This window comes from Alteromonas sp. KUL49 (assembly GCF_006538345.1).
GTDB lineage: Bacteria > Pseudomonadota > Gammaproteobacteria > Enterobacterales > Alteromonadaceae > Alteromonas.
Genome location: NZ_BJKL01000003.1, coordinates 1 through 18,415, shown reverse-complemented (window position 1 = coordinate 18,415; position 18,415 = coordinate 1). Strand labels below are relative to the sequence as shown.

At 44.2% G+C, this 18,415-nt stretch carries 13 protein-coding genes and 1 pseudogene; 7 read left to right on the top strand and 7 right to left on the bottom strand.

Going from position 1 to position 18,415, the window contains the following annotated elements; all coding sequences use genetic code 11:
- Positions 1-14: 14 nt before the first annotated feature.
- Positions 15-755: a 5-oxoprolinase subunit PxpA gene (locus EYS00_RS05750; protein ID WP_130635617.1), complete on the bottom strand. Its 741-nt coding sequence runs from the start codon at positions 753-755 to the stop codon at positions 15-17.
- A gap of 65 nt (positions 756-820) precedes the next feature.
- Between EYS00_RS05750 and EYS00_RS05745 the strand changes: the two genes are divergently transcribed.
- The 5 genes from EYS00_RS05745 (at position 821) to EYS00_RS05725 (ending at position 9,752) form a co-directional block, all read left to right on the top strand.
- Positions 821-1,690: a S1 RNA-binding domain-containing protein gene (locus EYS00_RS05745; protein WP_130635616.1), complete on the top strand. Its 870-nt coding sequence runs from the start codon at positions 821-823 to the stop codon at positions 1,688-1,690.
- Between the two features lie 15 nt (positions 1,691-1,705).
- A complete protein-coding gene (locus tag EYS00_RS05740; RefSeq protein WP_130635615.1) occupies positions 1,706-2,110 on the top strand; it encodes an OsmC family protein in 405 nt (134 codons plus the stop codon).
- A 181-nt stretch (positions 2,111-2,291) separates the two neighbouring features.
- The gene (locus EYS00_RS05735) at positions 2,292-3,374 is read left to right on the top strand and encodes an efflux RND transporter periplasmic adaptor subunit (protein WP_165399323.1); all 1,083 of its coding nucleotides are present in this window, start codon (positions 2,292-2,294) and stop codon (positions 3,372-3,374) included.
- Between the two features lie 26 nt (positions 3,375-3,400).
- A complete protein-coding gene (locus EYS00_RS05730; protein ID WP_130635613.1) occupies positions 3,401-6,700 on the top strand; it encodes an efflux RND transporter permease subunit in 3,300 nt (1,099 codons plus the stop codon).
- The gene (locus EYS00_RS05725) at positions 6,687-9,752 is read left to right on the top strand and encodes an efflux RND transporter permease subunit (protein ID WP_130635612.1); all 3,066 of its coding nucleotides are present in this window, start codon (positions 6,687-6,689) and stop codon (positions 9,750-9,752) included. The genes EYS00_RS05730 and EYS00_RS05725 overlap by 14 nt, the downstream gene beginning before the upstream one ends.
- 77 nt (positions 9,753-9,829) lie before the next feature.
- On the opposite strand, the gene EYS00_RS05720 is transcribed toward EYS00_RS05725, so the two are convergent.
- The 3 genes from EYS00_RS05720 to EYS00_RS05710 form a co-directional block, all read right to left on the bottom strand.
- The gene (locus EYS00_RS05720) at positions 9,830-10,150 is read right to left on the bottom strand and encodes a DUF3718 domain-containing protein (protein ID WP_130635611.1); all 321 of its coding nucleotides are present in this window, start codon (positions 10,148-10,150) and stop codon (positions 9,830-9,832) included.
- Positions 10,151-10,521: 371 nt separating this feature from the next.
- Positions 10,522-11,316 (bottom strand): DUF2189 domain-containing protein, encoded by a 795-nt coding sequence (locus tag EYS00_RS05715; RefSeq protein WP_130635610.1) that lies wholly within the window; start codon positions 11,314-11,316, stop codon positions 10,522-10,524.
- 233 nt (positions 11,317-11,549) lie between these two features.
- Complete coding sequence (locus EYS00_RS05710; protein WP_130635609.1) at positions 11,550-12,071, bottom strand: lecithin retinol acyltransferase family protein; 522 nt, start codon at positions 12,069-12,071, stop codon at positions 11,550-11,552.
- Between the two features lie 244 nt (positions 12,072-12,315).
- On the opposite strand from EYS00_RS05710, the gene EYS00_RS05705 reads away from it, so the two are divergent.
- Entirely contained in the window at positions 12,316-13,536 is a 1,221-nt protein-coding gene (locus EYS00_RS05705; protein WP_130635608.1) for a pyridoxal phosphate-dependent aminotransferase, read from the top strand.
- Between the two features lie 41 nt (positions 13,537-13,577).
- A pseudogene (yfbR, locus tag EYS00_RS05700) lies at positions 13,578-14,136 on the top strand (5'-deoxynucleotidase).
- Position 14,137: 1 nt separating this feature from the next.
- On the opposite strand, the gene EYS00_RS05695 reads toward yfbR, so the two are convergent.
- From EYS00_RS05695 to EYS00_RS05685, 3 genes are all read right to left on the bottom strand, one after another.
- Positions 14,138-15,253 (bottom strand): PepSY domain-containing protein, encoded by a 1,116-nt coding sequence (locus EYS00_RS05695; protein WP_130635607.1) that lies wholly within the window; start codon positions 15,251-15,253, stop codon positions 14,138-14,140.
- 26 nt (positions 15,254-15,279) lie between these two features.
- Positions 15,280-17,370, bottom strand: a complete 2,091-nt coding sequence (locus tag EYS00_RS05690; protein WP_130635606.1) for a TonB-dependent siderophore receptor — start codon at positions 17,368-17,370, stop codon at positions 15,280-15,282.
- An 87-nt stretch (positions 17,371-17,457) separates the two neighbouring features.
- The coding region (locus EYS00_RS05685; protein ID WP_130635605.1) for an ATP-binding protein at positions 17,458-18,415 on the bottom strand (958 nt) is incomplete at its 5' end.

The following is an 18,415-nucleotide window of genomic DNA, read 5'->3' as shown; positions in this document are numbered from 1 at the left end:
CCCTCGTTCTATGATTACTTAGTGTTGATAAGTTGGCGGATGCACTTAACCAAACTCACGGCATCTGGCGTATCACCATGCACGCACAAGGAATCTACTTTTAGCGACAACGAAGCACCATCACTCGTAATGACTTTCCCTTGTGAAACAAGGTGGTTTGCCTGTTCTATTGCCTCTTGAGTATCGAGTACAGCACCTGCTTGTGTTCTGGGCGTCAATCGTCCCTTTGGCGTATAGCGCCTATCAGAAAACGCCTCAAATAATAAAGGCACGTTATGTTGGGATGCTAGCGCTTGATAGGTCTCAAATTCAGGAACGGCTTGAATCATAAGCGCCACCGCATGTGAACTTGTTTGAATATCGCGCATTGCTGTCAACACACTTTCATAGATGCTCATGTCTTTCATCATATCGTTATACAGTGCACCGTGAGGCTTTACGTACTCCAAGGTAACGCCTTGTATAGCCGCCATTCCAGACAATGCGGACACCTGATACTGAATAGCAGCAATTAATTCTTCGGCCGCCATAGCCATGCTTCGACGACCAAAACCTTGCAGATCGGGATACGATGGATGCGCCCCCACACTGACACCATGTTTTTTAGCGAGCGCTATTGCGTTTTGCAGCGTTACAGGGTCACCTCCGTGAAATCCGCAGGCAATGTTGGCTTGGTCAAGATATTCCATGACCTCGTTTTCAACGGGCATTTTCCATGCGCCATAACTTTCGCCTAAATCACAATTTAACTTCATAATAGTTTAGCTCTGACCCTGTATCCGATATCATGTTACCTGTTCTTATTAAAAAGTCAGTGTTAATGATAAATATTGGAAAAATTAATACATTGCAGGTCGCCGAAGTATACCCGTTTGGGTATGCACTTGCGCCTGAAATTGCCGACGACCAAGTGTCGGAGCCCACAGAAGTTACCACAGTTACACTCCCCCATGACGCCATTGAGGGCGAACTTGCTATCGGTCAACGTATTGAAGTTTTTGTAGGTACAGATCAACGTGGGGATCTTGTAGCCACCACAAAAACACCTGAAATTCTAGCCGGTGAAACTAAGGTGTTAAAGGCCGTTTCAGGTACACACTTCGGTGCTTTTTTTGAATGGGGTTTAGACAACGATTTATTGGTCCCTAAAGACTATCAGGAAGCTCCCATTAACCCTGGCATGTATTATGTGGTTCACGCATTTTACGACAAGAAAACCCAACGCCTTATTGGCTCTACAAAATTACACTATTTCCTGAAAGAAGGAAGCGCCTATCTCAACGAGGGTGATAGTGTTGAGTGCCTTGTATATGCTCAGTCTGATTTGGGATTCAAGGTCGTTATTAACGGCGAATATTTGGGTTTGATCTTCCATAGCGATGCCTTCAAGCCGCTTAAAATTGGCCAGTCTACCCCAGGAGTTATCAAGAATGTTCGCAGCGACGGAAAGATAGACGTTGTGCTGCAACGAGATGATAAAACTGGGCGCGACGAACTACAGCAAGCTATTTTGGACGATTTAGAGGCACACGGTGGGATATCTACACTGACTGATAAAAGTCCACCCGATGCTATCTACCAACATTTTAATGTGAGTAAAAACGCGTATAAAAAAGCATTAGGCGCTTTGTTCAAGCAAAAGAAAATTACTATAAAGCCGGATGCCATCAGACTTAACGACAAACCGTAAAAATCAGGACACATAATGAAAGCAAAAGTAGTTTGGGATAAAGATCTCACATTCAAAGGTACCATGGATTCGGGCTATGAAGCCGTGATGGACGGAAACGGCAATGCCATCTCGCCCATGGAATCGGTACTCGTTGCTGTCGGTGCCTGTTCTAGTGTTGATGTGGTGGATATTCTCAAAAAAGGCCGCTTTGACATATCTCATTGCTCATGTGAGCTAGAGGCACAGCGCGCTGAAGAACCCCCACGAGTATTTACCTCAATTCACGCTAAGTACATCGTCTCTGGTGAAGGGCTGTCGGAGAAAGCAGTTGCTCGATCTGTTCAACTATCAGCAGAAAAGTATTGTTCCGTGATGCTCATGCTAAAAGATAACGTAGATATTACCACCAGCTACGAAATAGTAGAAAAAACCTCATAGTGGTAGATTTCACTACTCTATAGTTAATAAGGCCAACACCATGTGTTGGCCTTTTTAATTCTCATACCTAAACCATCTAAGTTACTGATAAAAACCGATAATAAAAGTTCATGTACTGTGGCACAGATGCTGCTCATTAGGCACATATAATCAAAACAACCTAATGAACAGGTACAGTACCATGGAAACATATGCTCAACTCCTTAAAAAAGCGATTCTCACTGGCGGCCTAGTAGCTCTCAGCCTAAGTCTTGTGGCTTGCAGTGACGCCGACGCCGTTGACGATGTAGCAGCTCAAGAAGAAGTAGAAACGGTTATTGCCATTCCCGTTGAAGCGCAGCCGTTAACGACAGGTAGTATTAGTGCAACTTACGCCACCACCGCAATTTTAGAAGCGAAAGAAGAAGCATTTGTTGTTGCTCGAGCCTCGGGCATTATCGAAGCCATCTACGTTGAAGAAGGTGATTACGTAGAAAAAGGTCAAGTACTTGCTCAATTAGACAAACGTCGCTACGAACTTAACCTCGCTAAAGCCCGTGCTGATCTTGCAGGGTTAGAGAGTGAACTTGAAAAGGTCAACAAAGTGTATTCTCAGCAGCTTATTAGTGATGACACTTATGACAAACTCACTGCTCAATACGAGTCGGTCCAAGCCTTAGTAAGACTTGCCGAACTCGATCTTAAAGAAACCACCATCATTGCACCAATTAGCGGTTATGTGGCTGAACGCAACGCTAAAGTGGGAAACCTTACCGAGTCTTTTCAACGGGAACGTATGTTCCATATCGTTCAGCAAAGCAACCTACAAGGTATTGTCTACCTACCTGAAAACGAGCTGACTAACGTTAAGCTTGGCCAACCAGCAACACTTGTAGTGTCGGCATTAAACAATGCTGAGGTTTCAGGTCAAGTTCAACGAATTAGTCCCGTGATTGATGCTGCCACAGGTACATTCAAAGTAACACTGTCAGTACCAAACCAAGACGGCTATCTCAAAGCCGGTATGTTCACTGATGTAGCACTGGAATATGCACAACACAGTAATGCCACATTGCTTCCCCGCCGTGCACTAGTGACTATCGACAATCAACACAGCGTGTTTGTGGTGGAAGACGGTGTAGCGAAAAAAGTAAATATCTCAACCGGTTTCGAGCAAAACGGCCTCATTGAAGTGATGGATGGGCTTAATGGAAATGAAACTGTAGTTACTGCTGGGCATCAAAACCTTAAAGATCAGGCGCCTATAGAAGTAGTAAATAGCTAAGGGCTATCTTTAAAGGAGTTATTACAATGAAGATAGTTGATATTGCAGTTAAACGTCCCGTGGCTGTTTCCATGTTCACATTCGCCGTACTCTTGTTTGGTATGGTGAGCTTAGGTCGGTTGTCAGTCAACTTACTGCCCGACCTTTCCTATCCAACACTGACCATACGCACAGATTACACAGGTGCAGCCCCAGCTGAAATCGAACAGTTAGTGTCTAAACCTATTGAAGAAGCCATCGGCGTGGTAAAAGGCGTTAGAAATGTAACGTCAATGTCACGAGCGGGTCAGTCTGATGTAGTGCTTTCATTCTCATGGGGCACCGACATGGACTTTGCCAGCCTCGAAGTGCGTGAAAAACTCGATGTGCTTCAACTTCCCCTTGATGTAGAGAAACCTCGTCTACTTCGCTTTAACCCGAGTTTAGATCCAGTGATTAAACTTGGACTGACGGCAACGTCGGATATGAATGGTATTTCCGAAGAACAAATGAAACGTCTTCGTGTATATGCAGAACAGCAAATAAAACGTTCACTAGAATCCGTTGAAGGTGTTGCCTCGGTGCGCGTTGGCGGTGGTTTGGAAAACCAAGTTCACATTCTTATCGATCAACGTAAAGCCAGCCAGCTGAATATTCCTATCACCGACATCATTTCTCGTATCGAGGCAGAAAATGTCAATGCGGCAGGCGGCCGTATCGATGGTGAAGAACAAGCATTTCTTGTACGTACACTCAATCAATTTGAAAGCTTAGACGATATAGAGAACTTGTATATAGGCAGATTCAACGACACCAGCATCAAATTACGTGACCTTGCTATCGTTAAAAGCGCATTTAAAGATCGCGATGTAGTAACACGTTTCAATGGTATTGAAGGTATTGAAATTGCCATATATAAAGAGGGCGACGCAAACGCGGTGGATGTGGCAAATCGCGTAGCAAGTCGACTCGAGCGCGTTAATCAAGCCTTACCCGAATCGTACACATTGTCTCAAGTCTATGATCAAAGCTTATTTATCAAGCAAGCCATCGACAACGTTAAATCTGCCGCCCTCGTAGGTGGTTTACTCGCCATGTTGGTGTTGTATCTTTTCCTCAGAGATTTTTGGACAACCGTTATTATCTCTGTATCTATCCCAGTATCGGTTATCGCAACGTTTAACCTAATGTACGGTAACGACATCAGCTTGAATATGATGAGCTTGGGTGGAATCGCCCTCGCAGTAGGCCTTCTGGTTGATAACAGTATTGTTGTGCTTGAAAACATTCATCGTCATAAACAACGCCATGAACAACACAACAGCAGCGAAGATGTGTCGAATCCACCTGCAGCATCGGGTACGAAAGAAGTTGCAAGTGCGATTTTTGCATCAACCCTTACCACCATGGCAGTCTTTGTTCCGCTCATTTTTGTCGAAGGTATCGCAGGTCAGTTATTCCGCGACCAGGCGCTAACGGTGTCTTTCGCGCTAGCAGCTTCTTTAGTGGTTGCACTGACTCTTATTCCTGCCATGGCGAATAGGAAAAAAGCAAAACAACTGCAACACCATGATGCATTTAACGCCGCACCAGCCCAAAAACCAACTACCGTAACGGGCAAAATTGGTTACTGGGTAACCCTACCTATTAGACTGGTTTTAAAGCTTGTCTTCGTGGTAATTCCAACCGTAATTATTACTCTTGTGGTGGGTATTTGGCGCCTGGTTAGCAAAGGATTATCTTTTGCATTCTCACCACTAACGTGGGCGTTCAATAAGGGCTTCAATATTCTAGAGAACAGCTACATTAAATTGTTAGCTATCAGCTTAAAAGCTCGCGCAGCTGTAATGATTGCAACCTTTGCGATAGCCGCCGGTGCTTTAGTACTACTACCCAAACTTGGGATGTCACTCATTCCCACTCTGTCACAAGGTGAATTTTCTGTAGAAGTGACGCTGCCAGCGGGAAGTCGTTTATCACAAACAGACAGTATTTTGAGTGAGCTGAGTACCATTGCGCAAGCAGACGACAACGTCGAGCGCACCTATGCAATGTCGGGAACGGGTAGCCTCATCAGTGCCGCGCCAAGTCAAGGTGGTGATCATTGGGGTAGACTCAACATAGTGATGCAACCCAGCGACAGTGCTGACAATATGGAAGCGTTGAAAGCACAACTTCGCGACCACATTAGCCGCAAGCCAGATGTACAAGCGACATTTTCTGAACCGGCACTATTCACCTTTGCATCGCCCATTCAAGTCGAGCTAAGAGGCTATGATTTAACTCAACTTCAAACGTACAGTAAACAGATTGCATCGCGTATGGAGGAGAATACTCGACTTGCCGACGTGACCACGAGTATTCGCGAGGGTAACCCTGAACTCAAGATTGAGTTTCACCATGCAAAACTAGCGCGACTTAATCTAAACGCTGCTACCGTATCAGACTTGATTGCTTCGAAAGTGGGTGGAAAAGTCGCCACCCAATACAGTCTTCAAGACAGAAAAATCGATGTGCTAGTAAGAACATTAGATAGCCAGCGTGACAATATTAACGACATTCGCTCGATTATCGTTAATCCCGGTGCGGCTCAGCCACTTCCATTAAGCGCGGTTGCCGATGTTTATATGAGCGTTGGTCCAAGTGAGATTACCCGTGTAGGACAACAGCGAGTAGCACTCATTTCAGCAAACGTATCAAAAGGCAATCTTGATGAAGCAGTTCAATTAGTACAAGGAATATTAGATAACACTGTACTTCCTCTCACGCTCAAAGCTGAAGTTACCGGTCAAAGCGAAGATATGGAAGAAAGCTTCCAATCTCTTCAATTTGCTCTGATGCTTGCGGTATTTATGGTCTACTTAGTAATGGCATCGCAGTTTGAATCGCTACTTCACCCACTACTCATTTTGTTCGCGGTTCCCCTTGCCGGTGCAGGCTCAGTATACGGATTGTGGCTTACAGGTACTCCGCTGAATGTGGTGGTGTTTATTGGTCTAATTATGTTGTGCGGTATTGTGGTCAATAACGCCATTGTACTGGTTGACAGAATTAACCAACTGCGTCGTCAAGGTATGGAAAAACACGCAGCCATCATGGACGCCGGTAAAACACGACTACGCCCTATTGTAATGACCACGCTCACCACAGTACTTGGCTTATTACCTATGGCATTTGGCGTCGGCGAAGGTGCTGAAGTTCGCACGCCAATGGCAATTACCGTTATTTTTGGTTTGCTATTCTCTAGTTTACTTACCCTAGTGTTGCTTCCTGTCATGTACAGCATGTTTGATGTTAAACAGGATATGACCGTAGACGCAGAGGAGCAAAGCTATGAGAAAGCTTGATGGATTAGGCGCAGCTTTAGCTCGATTTGCATTAAACCGCCCTGTTACGGTTAGCATGGTGTTTCTTTCCATGCTGCTGTTCGGCGCAGTGGCTGGCCGACTGCTACCCTTAGAAAAGTTTCCGGGTATCGATATTCCTGAAATGGTCGTGGAGATCCCCTACCCAGATGCGACGCCAGTAGAAGTTGAAACCATGATCACTCGCCCGGTAGAAGAAGCCGTAGCGACCATGTCGGGCATAAAACGTATGTGGGCGACGTCTTTTGAAGACAGATCTCAGGTGGTTGTTCAATTTGATTGGGACGAGAACCTCAAAGCCAAAAGCATTGAAGCTCGCGAAAAAATAGACGCCATTCGACATCTACTACCAGACGATGTTGAACGCATTATGGTGTACAAATTTAACACCAGTGACATGCCTATTTTTCAGCTTCGGGTATCGAGTGATAGAGATTTATCCAGTGCTTATGACCTGCTTGACCGCAACCTTAAGCGCCCACTTGAACGTGTTGCGGGTGTTTCCAGAGTTGAGCTCTACGGTACATTAAAGCGTCAAATCACCATACGCTTAGACCCCAAAAAGATGGCAGCATACCAAATTGATGCCACAAGACTTTCCGAAACTCTACAAAGCGCAAACTTCTCGATGACTGCCGGCTACATGTATGACGACAACGAGAAGATCCTAGTTAACCCTCAAGGTGAGTTTGGTGACATTAGAGACTTTGAAGATATGTGGGTTAGCAATAATGTGGTGTTGAGTGATATTGCTACCGTTAGTTACGAACTACCAGAAAGAGGTGAAGGCCGACATTTAGATCGTACCTTTGCTGTGGGATTCAACATCTTTCGAGAATCTGGCAGTAACTTAGTAGAAGTATCTGACCGTGTAATGACAGTCATCGAAGAGGCGAAAACAGACCCTGCATTCAACGGTATTAACCTTTTCATTATGGACGACACCGCGAAGAGTGTAACGTCTTCCTTGTCTGACTTACTGAATGCCGGGCTGATAGGTGCCCTACTTTCGATTGTGGTGTTGTACCTGTTTCTAAGACAACTCTCCACCACATTGATTGTTGTATTGTCGGTCCCCTTCTCTATCTGTATTACTCTTGGTGTAATGTACTTGTTGGGGTACACCTTAAACATCTTGTCGTTAATGGGACTTATGCTCGCGGTGGGTATGCTCGTTGATAACGCGGTAGTTATCACAGAAAGCGTATTCCAGGAACGTCGCAACAGTAGCGATATACCAGTAGCCACACAAAGAGGTGTAAACAATGTAAGTCTGGCAGTAATTGCAGGCACGGCTACTACGGCAATCGTATTCCTACCGAATATTGTCGGGGTAAAAATTGACGTGACCGTGTTCCTTGAACACGTTGCAATTGCTATTTGTATTTCCTTGTTCGCTTCGCTGTTTATCGCAAAAACGCTGATACCACTACTGACGACTAAAATTGCGATTCCTGAAGAAACTGAAGTTAAAAAGCCCTTCTACATGGACTTTTATGAAAGAACATTAGCTTGGTCTATGAAAAACCAGGGCAAGACGTCACTTATTGCCGTATTCATTCTCGCCTCTACCGCGATTCCGATTGGTGTAGTGTCTTCTGATGATGAGGGCAATGACAATCAAGAAAGAATTTGGATGAACTATCACATCACCCAAAATTACACCTTGAGTGAAGTTGAAAAAACTGTGGATATCATGGAAGCCTACTTGTATGAAAACCAGGAACGTTTTCACATTAAACAGGTATACACCTATTTCACACCAGGTCATGCGGTGAGCGGTATTACGCTAAACGAAGACTTACCGGTAACCGTAGCCTCAATCAAAGAAGATATTCGTGAAAACATGCCTGCATTTGTGCGTGCACGCCCTTCTTTTGAATGGAGTAGCGGCAATGGGGGTGGTGTACGTGTGACTTTATTAGGTGAATCGTCAGAAAAGCTATTAGAACTCGCAGACAATCTAACCCCAATTCTTTCAAACCTTGAGGGGCTTGAGGATGTGAAAGCGGATACGGGCTCTCAACGAGATGAAGTACAAATACGTATTGATCGTGAAAAGGCAAATAGATTAGGTGTCAATGTTGGGGATGTCGCACGCCTAGTAGGTACGGCACTCAGAGGCACTAATTTACGTACTTTCCGGTATGGTGATGCAGGCGAAGTTAATGTTCAATTAAAGTTCGGTAGCGACGTACAGCAGTCTTTGTCTGAGCTCAAGAATGTTAGTGTATCCTTCTTGCAAGGACAGTCTATCCCATTGTCATCAATCGCAACTTTCACAGTAAAACCGCAGCTGTCTCAGATTAACCGTCGTTACAGACAAACATCGCTTACCATTGGCGCTAATCTCGGTGACGACACGACTATGGACCAAGCCCGAGATCGCATAGAACAGGCTATGGCACATGTGAACCTACCAACAGGCTACGAGTGGACACTAGATGGTGGATTCAGACGTCAAGATGAAGCAGCTGCGGTTATGCAGATGAACATGTTACTCGCCATTTGTATGATCTACGTAGTAATGGCCGCGCTATTTGAATCGCTTGTGTTGCCTACGTCAGTGATCACGTCCTTACTGTTCTCATTTACCGGCGTTTTTTGGGCCTTTATGGTAACAGGCACACCAATGTCAGTGATGGGTATGATAGGCATGCTTATATTAATGGGTATTGTGGTCAACAACGGTATTGTACTTGTGGACCGAATAAATCAACTCGTTGAGCAAGGCATGAGTTTATACGATGCTGTATTACTCGGAGCATCAACTCGTATTCGCCCCATACTCATGACTGTGGCTACGACAGTACTTGGACTTGTTCCATTGGCTATGGGAACAACACGAATCGGTGGTGACGGCCCACCTTATTCACCGATGGCAATCGCTATTATTGGTGGTTTGGTATTTTCAACATTAACCAGCTTGTACTTGGTTCCGCTGGCATACGTATTACTACTTAAAGCGCGTTATCATACGCAGCGTATGATACAAGATAGCAAAGCTAGAGTTTCGAAGTGGGTAAGAGTTTAAGAAGGGATAACCGCATTTCGCAGCGGGTGGTTCGTTAGGTTATAACGAGTTCACCCGCGTGCTTGTGCAAGCCATGATTAGCTGCGTGAAACTAGGAATTCATGTACTGAGTTCGCATCACGCTCAACTGAAAACTCAATTAGGCTAACGCCGTTACATGTCAAGCCATCTTCCGCAGTTACTAAGCGTAGAACTTCGCGTTGACTTCCACCGATACGACCAACATTACGTGCTAGGCTAGAACGTAGTACACGTACGTCGTCTAAAACGATTGCTTTGCAGAAACCAGAAAACTGGGTGTCACCTGTAAAGCGAAGGTCTTTTGATGAATCAGCAGCCGAAGCGCTAACGGCGAAGAACAATGTTGCAGCAGCAGATAATACTTTTAATACTTTCATGATTAAATCCTCTAAATTTTGGCAAACTCGTTAATACGTTTTGGGTTTTGATGTTTCCCCTCAACGCCATTTAATTAAGCCTGAAAACTGAAAGCATTTCTGTTGAAAGTTTGTATCTACTCGGTAAACCTGTAGTAAAGTTTAATGTTACAACAGTTAACTTTACATAAGTCATTGATATTTATAAATATAGATTCAACCAATATAACTACAAAGAATATATTTATTTATTTTTAGTTTAAAAAACTCTAATAAAAAGACGAAAAAGCTGTAATAAAAATACGAAATTATCGTAATTTTTACAAAATAACGTGTTTTTAACGTACTTAAACTAGCCAAAAACACGCAATTTTGTAATTTTATTTCAAAATTTACTCATATTTTCGAGCAACTTTGGTTTCGATAGTATCAATATAAGCATGCCACGAAGCATATCCTATGAGAGGCATGAGCACGATAAAGCCTACAAATCCGGTAACAAAACCAATGGCAACAGCCGTAAATATAATAGCGCCCCATATCATCATGGGTACTTTGTTTACCCAAACCGCATTGACACTCGTGAGCACGGCAGTGCCTAGATCCACTTTCCGCTCCATCAGTATTGGTTGAGTAAACGCGGTGATAAATAGCATTCCAACGGTAAACACTGCGCCAACAATAGTACCAAGCACTAAGAAGGGCATGAGAGATTCAAGGGTAGTTTCAACATTTGAAGGGTATAACGCATGAATGAGAGACGCGACACGCAACCAAAATATCATCAATACCATTAGCAATATGCCAAAACCCCACTCGTTAACCGCGTTTCTTTTCATAGCTTTAATGGAATGCCACAAAGAAGGTTTGTGGCCTTTTTCTAATTCCCAGCTGGTATCATACAAGCCCGCCGCAAGGAAAGGCCCCACCAACATAAAGCAAACAATGGCAGGCAGAATAACTAAATGCCATCCCGTCATTTGTACTAATGCAACGATTGCCCACGGAATGACGGCAAAAAGCAATCCATAAAATAGTGTAAGCCCAGGAGTTCTTAGGGCATCTCTGAGTCCAAGGGACAACCACTTAATAGGGTCGCCCAAGTCTAATTCTTTACATGGTATAACTCTGGCTATACCGCTCTGTGTTATTGCGTTTTCCGGCGTTTCTTCGAATTTGTGAGACATAGATAGGTTACCTCTACTCGTCGATCCTATAGCGTTGTCTTGTGCTGTCATTTCTTGAAGCACTATTAATACGATAGGCAGAGATTTATAAGTTCACAAATTTTTAACAGAAAAAACAGCTAATAAAGCGCCATGCGACTTTGTTGATCTAGTAAGAGAGCGCTGATCCCCTGAGTAGCGTCTTTTATTACGCCAAGGTTCAGTTTGTACAGTTTGATTGCGCAACCTACAACTTAGCTGGTTATAGGTTGCCAAGAAATTGACGATTGGTAGTGTTCTCGGACAGCTTGATTAAGCTCAGCGAAACGCGTGATGCCGGCCCATTGCCCGGTTAAGCAATAGTGAGTAAATCGATTACAGTTGTTTTTAATCACATCGTAATCAAGGTAAGTAAAAACGTTCGCCAGTGCGCGTTCGGCGATCTCATCTTTGCACAGGGGGTCAAGATTGTCATCGCAGGCGACATATATCCTTTCACCAGACCGGTCCGACAAAAATCGCGAGGGTGAAATACTGCGAACAAGTCCGTTCCCGCGTAACTCTATAATACTGTCATCTACCCATATGCCTGTGTGTTGAAACACTTCATATATACCGCAGCACACGATTGAACCGTTTTTGGGTTTCACTTTGATTGAGCAATCACCTGGAAAATGGCGTAAGTCTCCACTGTCGATCTGCTGTTGACGAGCGTATTGCGTCCCTGCATAGGTAGCTGCTAACCCTAATCCTAACCAAATAAGTGGCGCAGGCATGTTCCACCTCCAAACGTATGCTATCCAACCGTTAGTATGGCGCTTTTTTGTGCAAAACCCACATAAAACTATGTTTCAAAACGTGTCGTATACCGCAAAATTATGTGCTAGCACATAGCATTACAATAAGGTCGTTCAAATTGTGGTCGATCATGCGCATTTTTATTAAAAATCGACGAAAATAGCATCGCAACGGTATTAACTTTACGTTACTCTCGGGGTATGTAAATCAACCAATAACATCATGAACTCTGTATCACGCTCGCATAAATTAGATAACGTCTGCTACGACATTCGAGGCCCCATTGCTGCACAAGCAAAAAAGATGGAGGACGAAGGCCACCGTATTCTTAAATTGAATATAGGAAACCCTGCCCCATTCGGCTTTGAAGCCCCAGACGATATTCTGAAAGACGTGATCCACAATTTACCCACGTCACAGGGTTACTCAGACTCAACAGGTATTTATGCAGCCCGGGTTGCGGTAATGCAGTATTACCAGCAAATGAATATCAAGGGTATTCGCGTTGACGACGTTTTTATTGGTAATGGTGTTAGCGAACTTATCATGATGGCGATGCAAGCCTTGCTTAACCAAGGTGATGAAGTGCTGTTACCAAGCCCAGATTATCCCCTATGGACAGCGGCGGTAAGTTTATCTTCTGGTTCGCCCGTACACTATCGATGTGATGAGCAAGCCGGTTGGTTCCCTGATATTGCTGATATCAAAAGTAAAATCACCAGTAAAACACGCGCCATCGTACTCATTAATCCAAATAACCCGACGGGAGCGGTTTACGACAAAGCACTGCTTCAAGAAGTTGTCGAGCTAGCAAGAGAACATAATCTTGTTGTGTTCAGCGATGAAATTTACGACAAGATCCTTTATGACGATGCAAAACACACATGTATAGCGTCGCTGGCAGATGACGTATTCTTTGTGACTTTCAGCGGTTTGTCTAAAAACTATCGCGTTGCAGGCTTTCGCGCTGGATGGTTAGTCGTTAGCGGTAACAAGCGCATAGCAAAAGGTTACATTGAAGGCCTCAACATGCTGTCGTCTATGCGCATGTGTGCCAACGTGCCTTGTCAAAGTGCTATTCAAACGGCGCTTGGTGGATACCAAAGCATCAACGACCTTATTCACGCAGAAGGTCGCTTACGCATTCAGCGCGATGTTGCATCAGATATGCTAAATAGCATAGATGGCATTCATTGTGTTAAGCCCAAAGGTGCTATGTATTGTTTTGCTCGGGTTGATGAGAAAAAATTCAATATTAAAAATGACGAACAAATGGTGTTAGATCTTCTGAGTTCGGAAAAAATACTATTAGTTCATGGACGAGCATTTAACTTGCAAGACGGAGTATATTTTAGATTGGTGTTTCTTCCGCATAGCGATGTTCTTGTACCTGCCATGGACCGTATAGGCAATTTCTTTCAACACTATCAACAAGCGCCGTAACCGTGTCAGATAAAAGCCACTTTTTTGCTCACTTGGCCAGAATGAAACTCATCAATCGCTGGCCTTTGATGCACAACGTACGCACCGAAAACGTTCAAGAACACAGTTTGCAAGTAGCCATGGTGGCTCACGCCTTAGCATTGATAAAAATCGTTTTTCGGTGGAACCTTAAGCCCAGAGCGAATAGCGACGATTGCTCTCTTTCATGACGTATCTGAAGTGCTGACTGGCGACTTACCTACCCCAGTGAAGTACTTCAATCCGGCAATTAAAGACGAATACAAAAAGATTGAAAAGATTGCTGAAAACCGTTTGATTGAAATGGCGCCTGAAGCCTTTAAAGACGATTATGCGCGATTGATTGATGGTCACCATCATTCACCGGAAGAAGCATTCATCGTTAAAGCAGCGGATGTACTTTGTGCCTACTTGAAAACGTTGGAAGAACTGGCGGCAGGTAATCAAGAATTTAAGTTAGCGAAAAAGCGCTTAGATGCACAGCTTAAAGACTACCACTCAGATGAGGTGGACTACTTTTTAACCCAGTATGTGCCCAGCTTTTCATTGAGTTTAGACGAAATTACTCAAGAGGAAGCGTAAATTACGCCCTCTTGAGCCGTTTCCAGGCCAATAACCACCCAGTGTATATAAGCAAACAGCAGAACAAAGAAACAACACCCGCGATGGTTTGCCCCACTACTCCAAAGTACTCACCAGTGTGGAGAAAGCGAACCACATCCCAGGCTTGATCACCTTTAGACCAATCGCCTTGAAATTTAGCCCTTAAGACTTCGTGAGTTCGCGTATCCACAAACAAAGAATATGCTTGATCATGTTGATGGCCAATGGTTTTGTCGATAAAAAATCGCGCTTCGTTGTCCACTTCTCCAAGCTCTAGCCACATTGAATACCAATCTTCAGCACCATTGTCTTTTGCATGTTGCGTTGCCACATCAAATAAAGCATCTATGTCAATACTACGAGTATCAAAGTGCGTGAGTTCTTCATGGGTTTCGCGCTGGGGCACAGATTCACCATAGAAAGCGTAAACAAATTCGTTAGCCCACTTAAAGTGAAAAATCGTCGCGCTTGTCGCAATAACAATTAACGGAATTAGACTCCAAAAGCCAAAAACAAAATGCCATCGACGATATTTTGAATGTTTATTGGCGTATTTGCTTCCTAACAACAACTGTTGTTTTAACCCCCGCCTAGTAAATTTGCGAGGGAACCATAAATACAATCCAGAAAACAGAAGAAAAATGAAAACCAAGTTAGCGTACGCGGTAACACTTTTACCAATGTCTTGATAGTCGCCACTAAAAGCTAACCAACGATGAATGTTCTTCACTACATAAAACGCGATAGCCAATGCTCCCGGTCCATCTCTGAGAACTTCACCTGTGTGAGGGTCCAGTAAAAAGGCATTAGAGCCTGCCCAAACGGGAACCGCTGCTCCTTCGCGATTCACAAATCGCATAAATATGTGATGTTCATCTGGAGCAAGTGAGGATAGTTTTTGTAACAGGGCTGTTTTAGATGCCTTTTGAGCAGGCTGAGGGGTCACAACGGTGTGACGAACCTCATCCCATTCAAGAATTTGGCGTTCATAGGTCAGCAAGGCACCTGACAGTGCCAGGACAAATATCACAACACCTGCGATAAGTCCTGACACCAAGTGCGACCAAAACAGTACTTGTTTAACCACATTCAGCATTGTTTAGGTACTACTTCGCGATATGATTAGAAATCAAATGACACTGAGAGGCGAATATCTCGCCCAGCTTCGTTAGGCCCAACAACGATACCGTAACCGGGTACTCCGCTGTAATCACCAACGCTTGAATGATCGCGATACAGCTTATCAAACAAGTTGGTCACCGCCAGATTCACAAGCACACTATCGGTAACTTGCCATTTAGCAAACGTATCAACAGTTGTGTAACCCGGCTTATTCAATTGATAGAGCGCATCAACCCAACCTTGATCCAAATCTGAATGCAAAGTTTCTATCGTGAGTGAGCTAACACGAGTAATATTCGCGCCAAACTGAATGTCTTCACTTAATTCATATTCGGCACCAAGAACAAACGTGTCTCCGCGACTATTACCTAACGCATTGAATGCATAGCTGTTCAGAGGAACAGAGCTATAGTCCACAGCATATAAGCCATCGCGAGGATCGAGTTCGGCATCTACCGTTGAAGCACCAAAGAACAAGTTGAGATCGTTCCAACGATATGCCACATCAAACTCAATACCGTCAGAATCAATAGTACCGATATTGTTATAGACTGACGTTGCGTTGGCGCCGTCAAAAATAACATCGTCAAGGGCTGACTGGAATACCGCAAATTTAGCCGATAGATTCTCACCGCTGTATTCTACTGACGCTTCAATGTTAGCAACGGTTTCGGGTTTAAGATCGTCGTTAACCACTGGATTTTCAGTGCGGTCATATAAGTAGCTGTCTAAGGTAAAACCATCACCAATTTGCTTTCCACGCGCAGCTTCTGCATAACCTAGCCCAAGGGTCCAGAACTCATTAACTGTGTATGACAAACCGAGATTAATACTGACTTCAGTGTCGTCTAATGTTGCTGGCTCGTCGGTAATAACGTCGCCGTAGTAATCATCGAGTAAGATCTTTTGCTCGTAGCTGTAATCATCAACACGAACACCATAACTTACCAGTAACTGAGGTGTGATATCGCTGTAACCTTGGGCATACAAACCAGTCACACTACCTTCTTCTGCGTGGTCTTCTTCTGGCTGTGGTATAGCATATCCGCTGTCGACTTCGTCACTTCGATAATCCACACCATAAATGAAAGTATGATCACCAAAGTCACTAGAATTTCTCAGGTCAAACCCAAAGGTATCGATTTCTGCTAACCAATCAAAACGTCCACCGCGGAAAGATGACGATGTTGAATAAGCTGTCGCCTCAATATTCACTAACTCGCTATGGTTAATATGATAGTTAGCTACGTAAGTGGTACGTTCTGCATCACTTGGATAAAGGGCGTCCCCTTCTTGTACAATCCAGTTAGGGCGTGCAGAGAATGCTCCTTCTTCGTCACGACGCTCAGCACTCACTGAAAGGTACTGATTCTCACCAATAGAGCCGCTCGCTTTCACGAACAACATGGTTTGATCGGCTGCAGACCCCAGAATTGGATCACCATTGCCATCTTCCATATTATCTCGTTCAACATCACTGTAATAGCCGAGTACGCCCCAATCGTCGCTCAATCTGCCATACACTGTGCCGCTGTATCGTGTGCCGTCATTTGAAAAGTAGTTCGCTTTCAACCGACCGCCGAATACTTCATCATCTGCAAGTAGGTCGTTTGCGTCTTTTGTTTTAAAACGAATAGAGCCGCCTATTGCACCTGGGCCACTTGTTGCTTCACCCGCGCCGGCCTGAATTTCGATACGTTCAAGTAGATCAGGGTCAATATTCACGCGTCCGATATGATGGAATAACGTCGATGTTTGCTGAGCACCGTCTACAGTGACATTCAGCATGGAATCTTCTAAACCACGGATATACACTTTTTGAGCGATACCAATTGAGCCACCGACACTTACTGATGGAGATAGGCGAAATACATCTGACAGGTCATTAGCTTGAATATTTTCTAGATCTTCAGCGTCAATATTAAGGTTAGTAGCGGCACCAACAACTGAAATTTGTTCAATTCCTTTTAGGCTGTCAGTATCTGTATCATTTGCGTTTACCGCTGTAGCATGTGTTGCAACAGCGAGTCCAAGTAAGGCAACTTTGTTCACGTGTGTTCCTGCTTTTGTTTTTATGATAATAACAACCATTATCATTAACATCTATATCAATCGCTATCACTTTTACATTTGTTACATTTGTTGCTGAATGCAACATTACTAGAGCGTTGAATTGTGTTATCTGTGCGGCAACTGTATCGACACCTTTAGCCCACCTTGAGCTAAGTTGTCAGCTTTGATAGAAGCGCATATCGCTTTTAATTGACGTTGTGCAAGGGCTAAACCCAGCCCAAAGCTGGAGCCATCTGTCGGACGAGATTTTTCAACTCGATAGAAGGGACGAAATATAGCGCGTAAATGTTGGTCGGGAACACCAGGTCCCTTGTCAGAAACGTGAATTTCGTAACCGCTCTCAGAGGCGATTAAATCGACAATGACATCAAGTCCCGCGGGCGTATATCGCAACGCATTGCGAAGTATGTTCTCGATTGCTTGGCCCAATGCCCTGTGGTTAGTATTTTCAATAATGGCGCTACCAGGCATATTGACTACTAAGGTTCTGTCGGGATATTCGAATCGCGCATCTTCTACAATGATCCCAATCAACTCAGCAATATCTACAGACTCGTTGCGCAAATCAGGTTGCTCATTCTCTAACCAAGATAAGGTTAGAGTGTCATCTACAAGCTTTCGTATGTGTGCCGACTCTCTGTGTACTCGAGATAAGTTGCGTTGCAGTGTTTCAGCGTCGGCTTTATCTGTCGTTAACAGTGTTTCGGTAGCAATATCGAGTCTTGTCAGCGGCGTTCGAAGCTCGTGAGACAAGTCAGTGATGAGCTGCCTCTGACGCATAATAAGATCACCAATGTGGTCAGCCATGGAATCAAAAGTTTGTGACAGATGAGCCAATTCGTCGTCACGGGAGCCAAGTTGCTCCTTCACGCGCACTAGATAGTTCCCATTACTGAAAGCTTGTGTAGCAGCATCAAGCTCACGCAACGGGTTCATGATATGGTGATAAAGCACCGTAGAGAGCAAGATCAAAACGCCCATGGGTAACAAAACTTGTAGTGTAATTCGAGTGATGGTCCAGTACGAACCGGGGCGCATTCTTGGTGGCAATGCTACCAGTAAA

Bases quoted from the DNA above. Each gene is read 5' to 3' on its own strand.
- EYS00_RS05750 (WP_130635617.1), bottom strand. From the start codon at position 755: ATGAAGTTAAATTGTGATTTAGGCGAAAGTTATGGCGCATGGAAAATG.
- EYS00_RS05745 (WP_130635616.1), top strand. From the start codon at position 821: ATGATAAATATTGGAAAAATTAATACATTGCAGGTCGCCGAAGTATAC.
- EYS00_RS05740 (WP_130635615.1), top strand. From the start codon at position 1,706: ATGAAAGCAAAAGTAGTTTGGGATAAAGATCTCACATTCAAAGGTACC.
- EYS00_RS05735 (WP_165399323.1), top strand. From the start codon at position 2,292: ATGGAAACATATGCTCAACTCCTTAAAAAAGCGATTCTCACTGGCGGC.
- EYS00_RS05730 (WP_130635613.1), top strand. From the start codon at position 3,401: ATGAAGATAGTTGATATTGCAGTTAAACGTCCCGTGGCTGTTTCCATG.
- EYS00_RS05725 (WP_130635612.1), top strand. From the start codon at position 6,687: ATGAGAAAGCTTGATGGATTAGGCGCAGCTTTAGCTCGATTTGCATTA.
- EYS00_RS05720 (WP_130635611.1), bottom strand. From the start codon at position 10,150: ATGAAAGTATTAAAAGTATTATCTGCTGCTGCAACATTGTTCTTCGCC.
- EYS00_RS05715 (WP_130635610.1), bottom strand. From the start codon at position 11,316: ATGTCTCACAAATTCGAAGAAACGCCGGAAAACGCAATAACACAGAGC.
- EYS00_RS05710 (WP_130635609.1), bottom strand. From the start codon at position 12,071: ATGCCTGCGCCACTTATTTGGTTAGGATTAGGGTTAGCAGCTACCTAT.
- EYS00_RS05705 (WP_130635608.1), top strand. From the start codon at position 12,316: ATGAACTCTGTATCACGCTCGCATAAATTAGATAACGTCTGCTACGAC.
- EYS00_RS05695 (WP_130635607.1), bottom strand. From the start codon at position 15,253: ATGCTGAATGTGGTTAAACAAGTACTGTTTTGGTCGCACTTGGTGTCA.
- EYS00_RS05690 (WP_130635606.1), bottom strand. From the start codon at position 17,370: ATGGTTGTTATTATCATAAAAACAAAAGCAGGAACACACGTGAACAAA.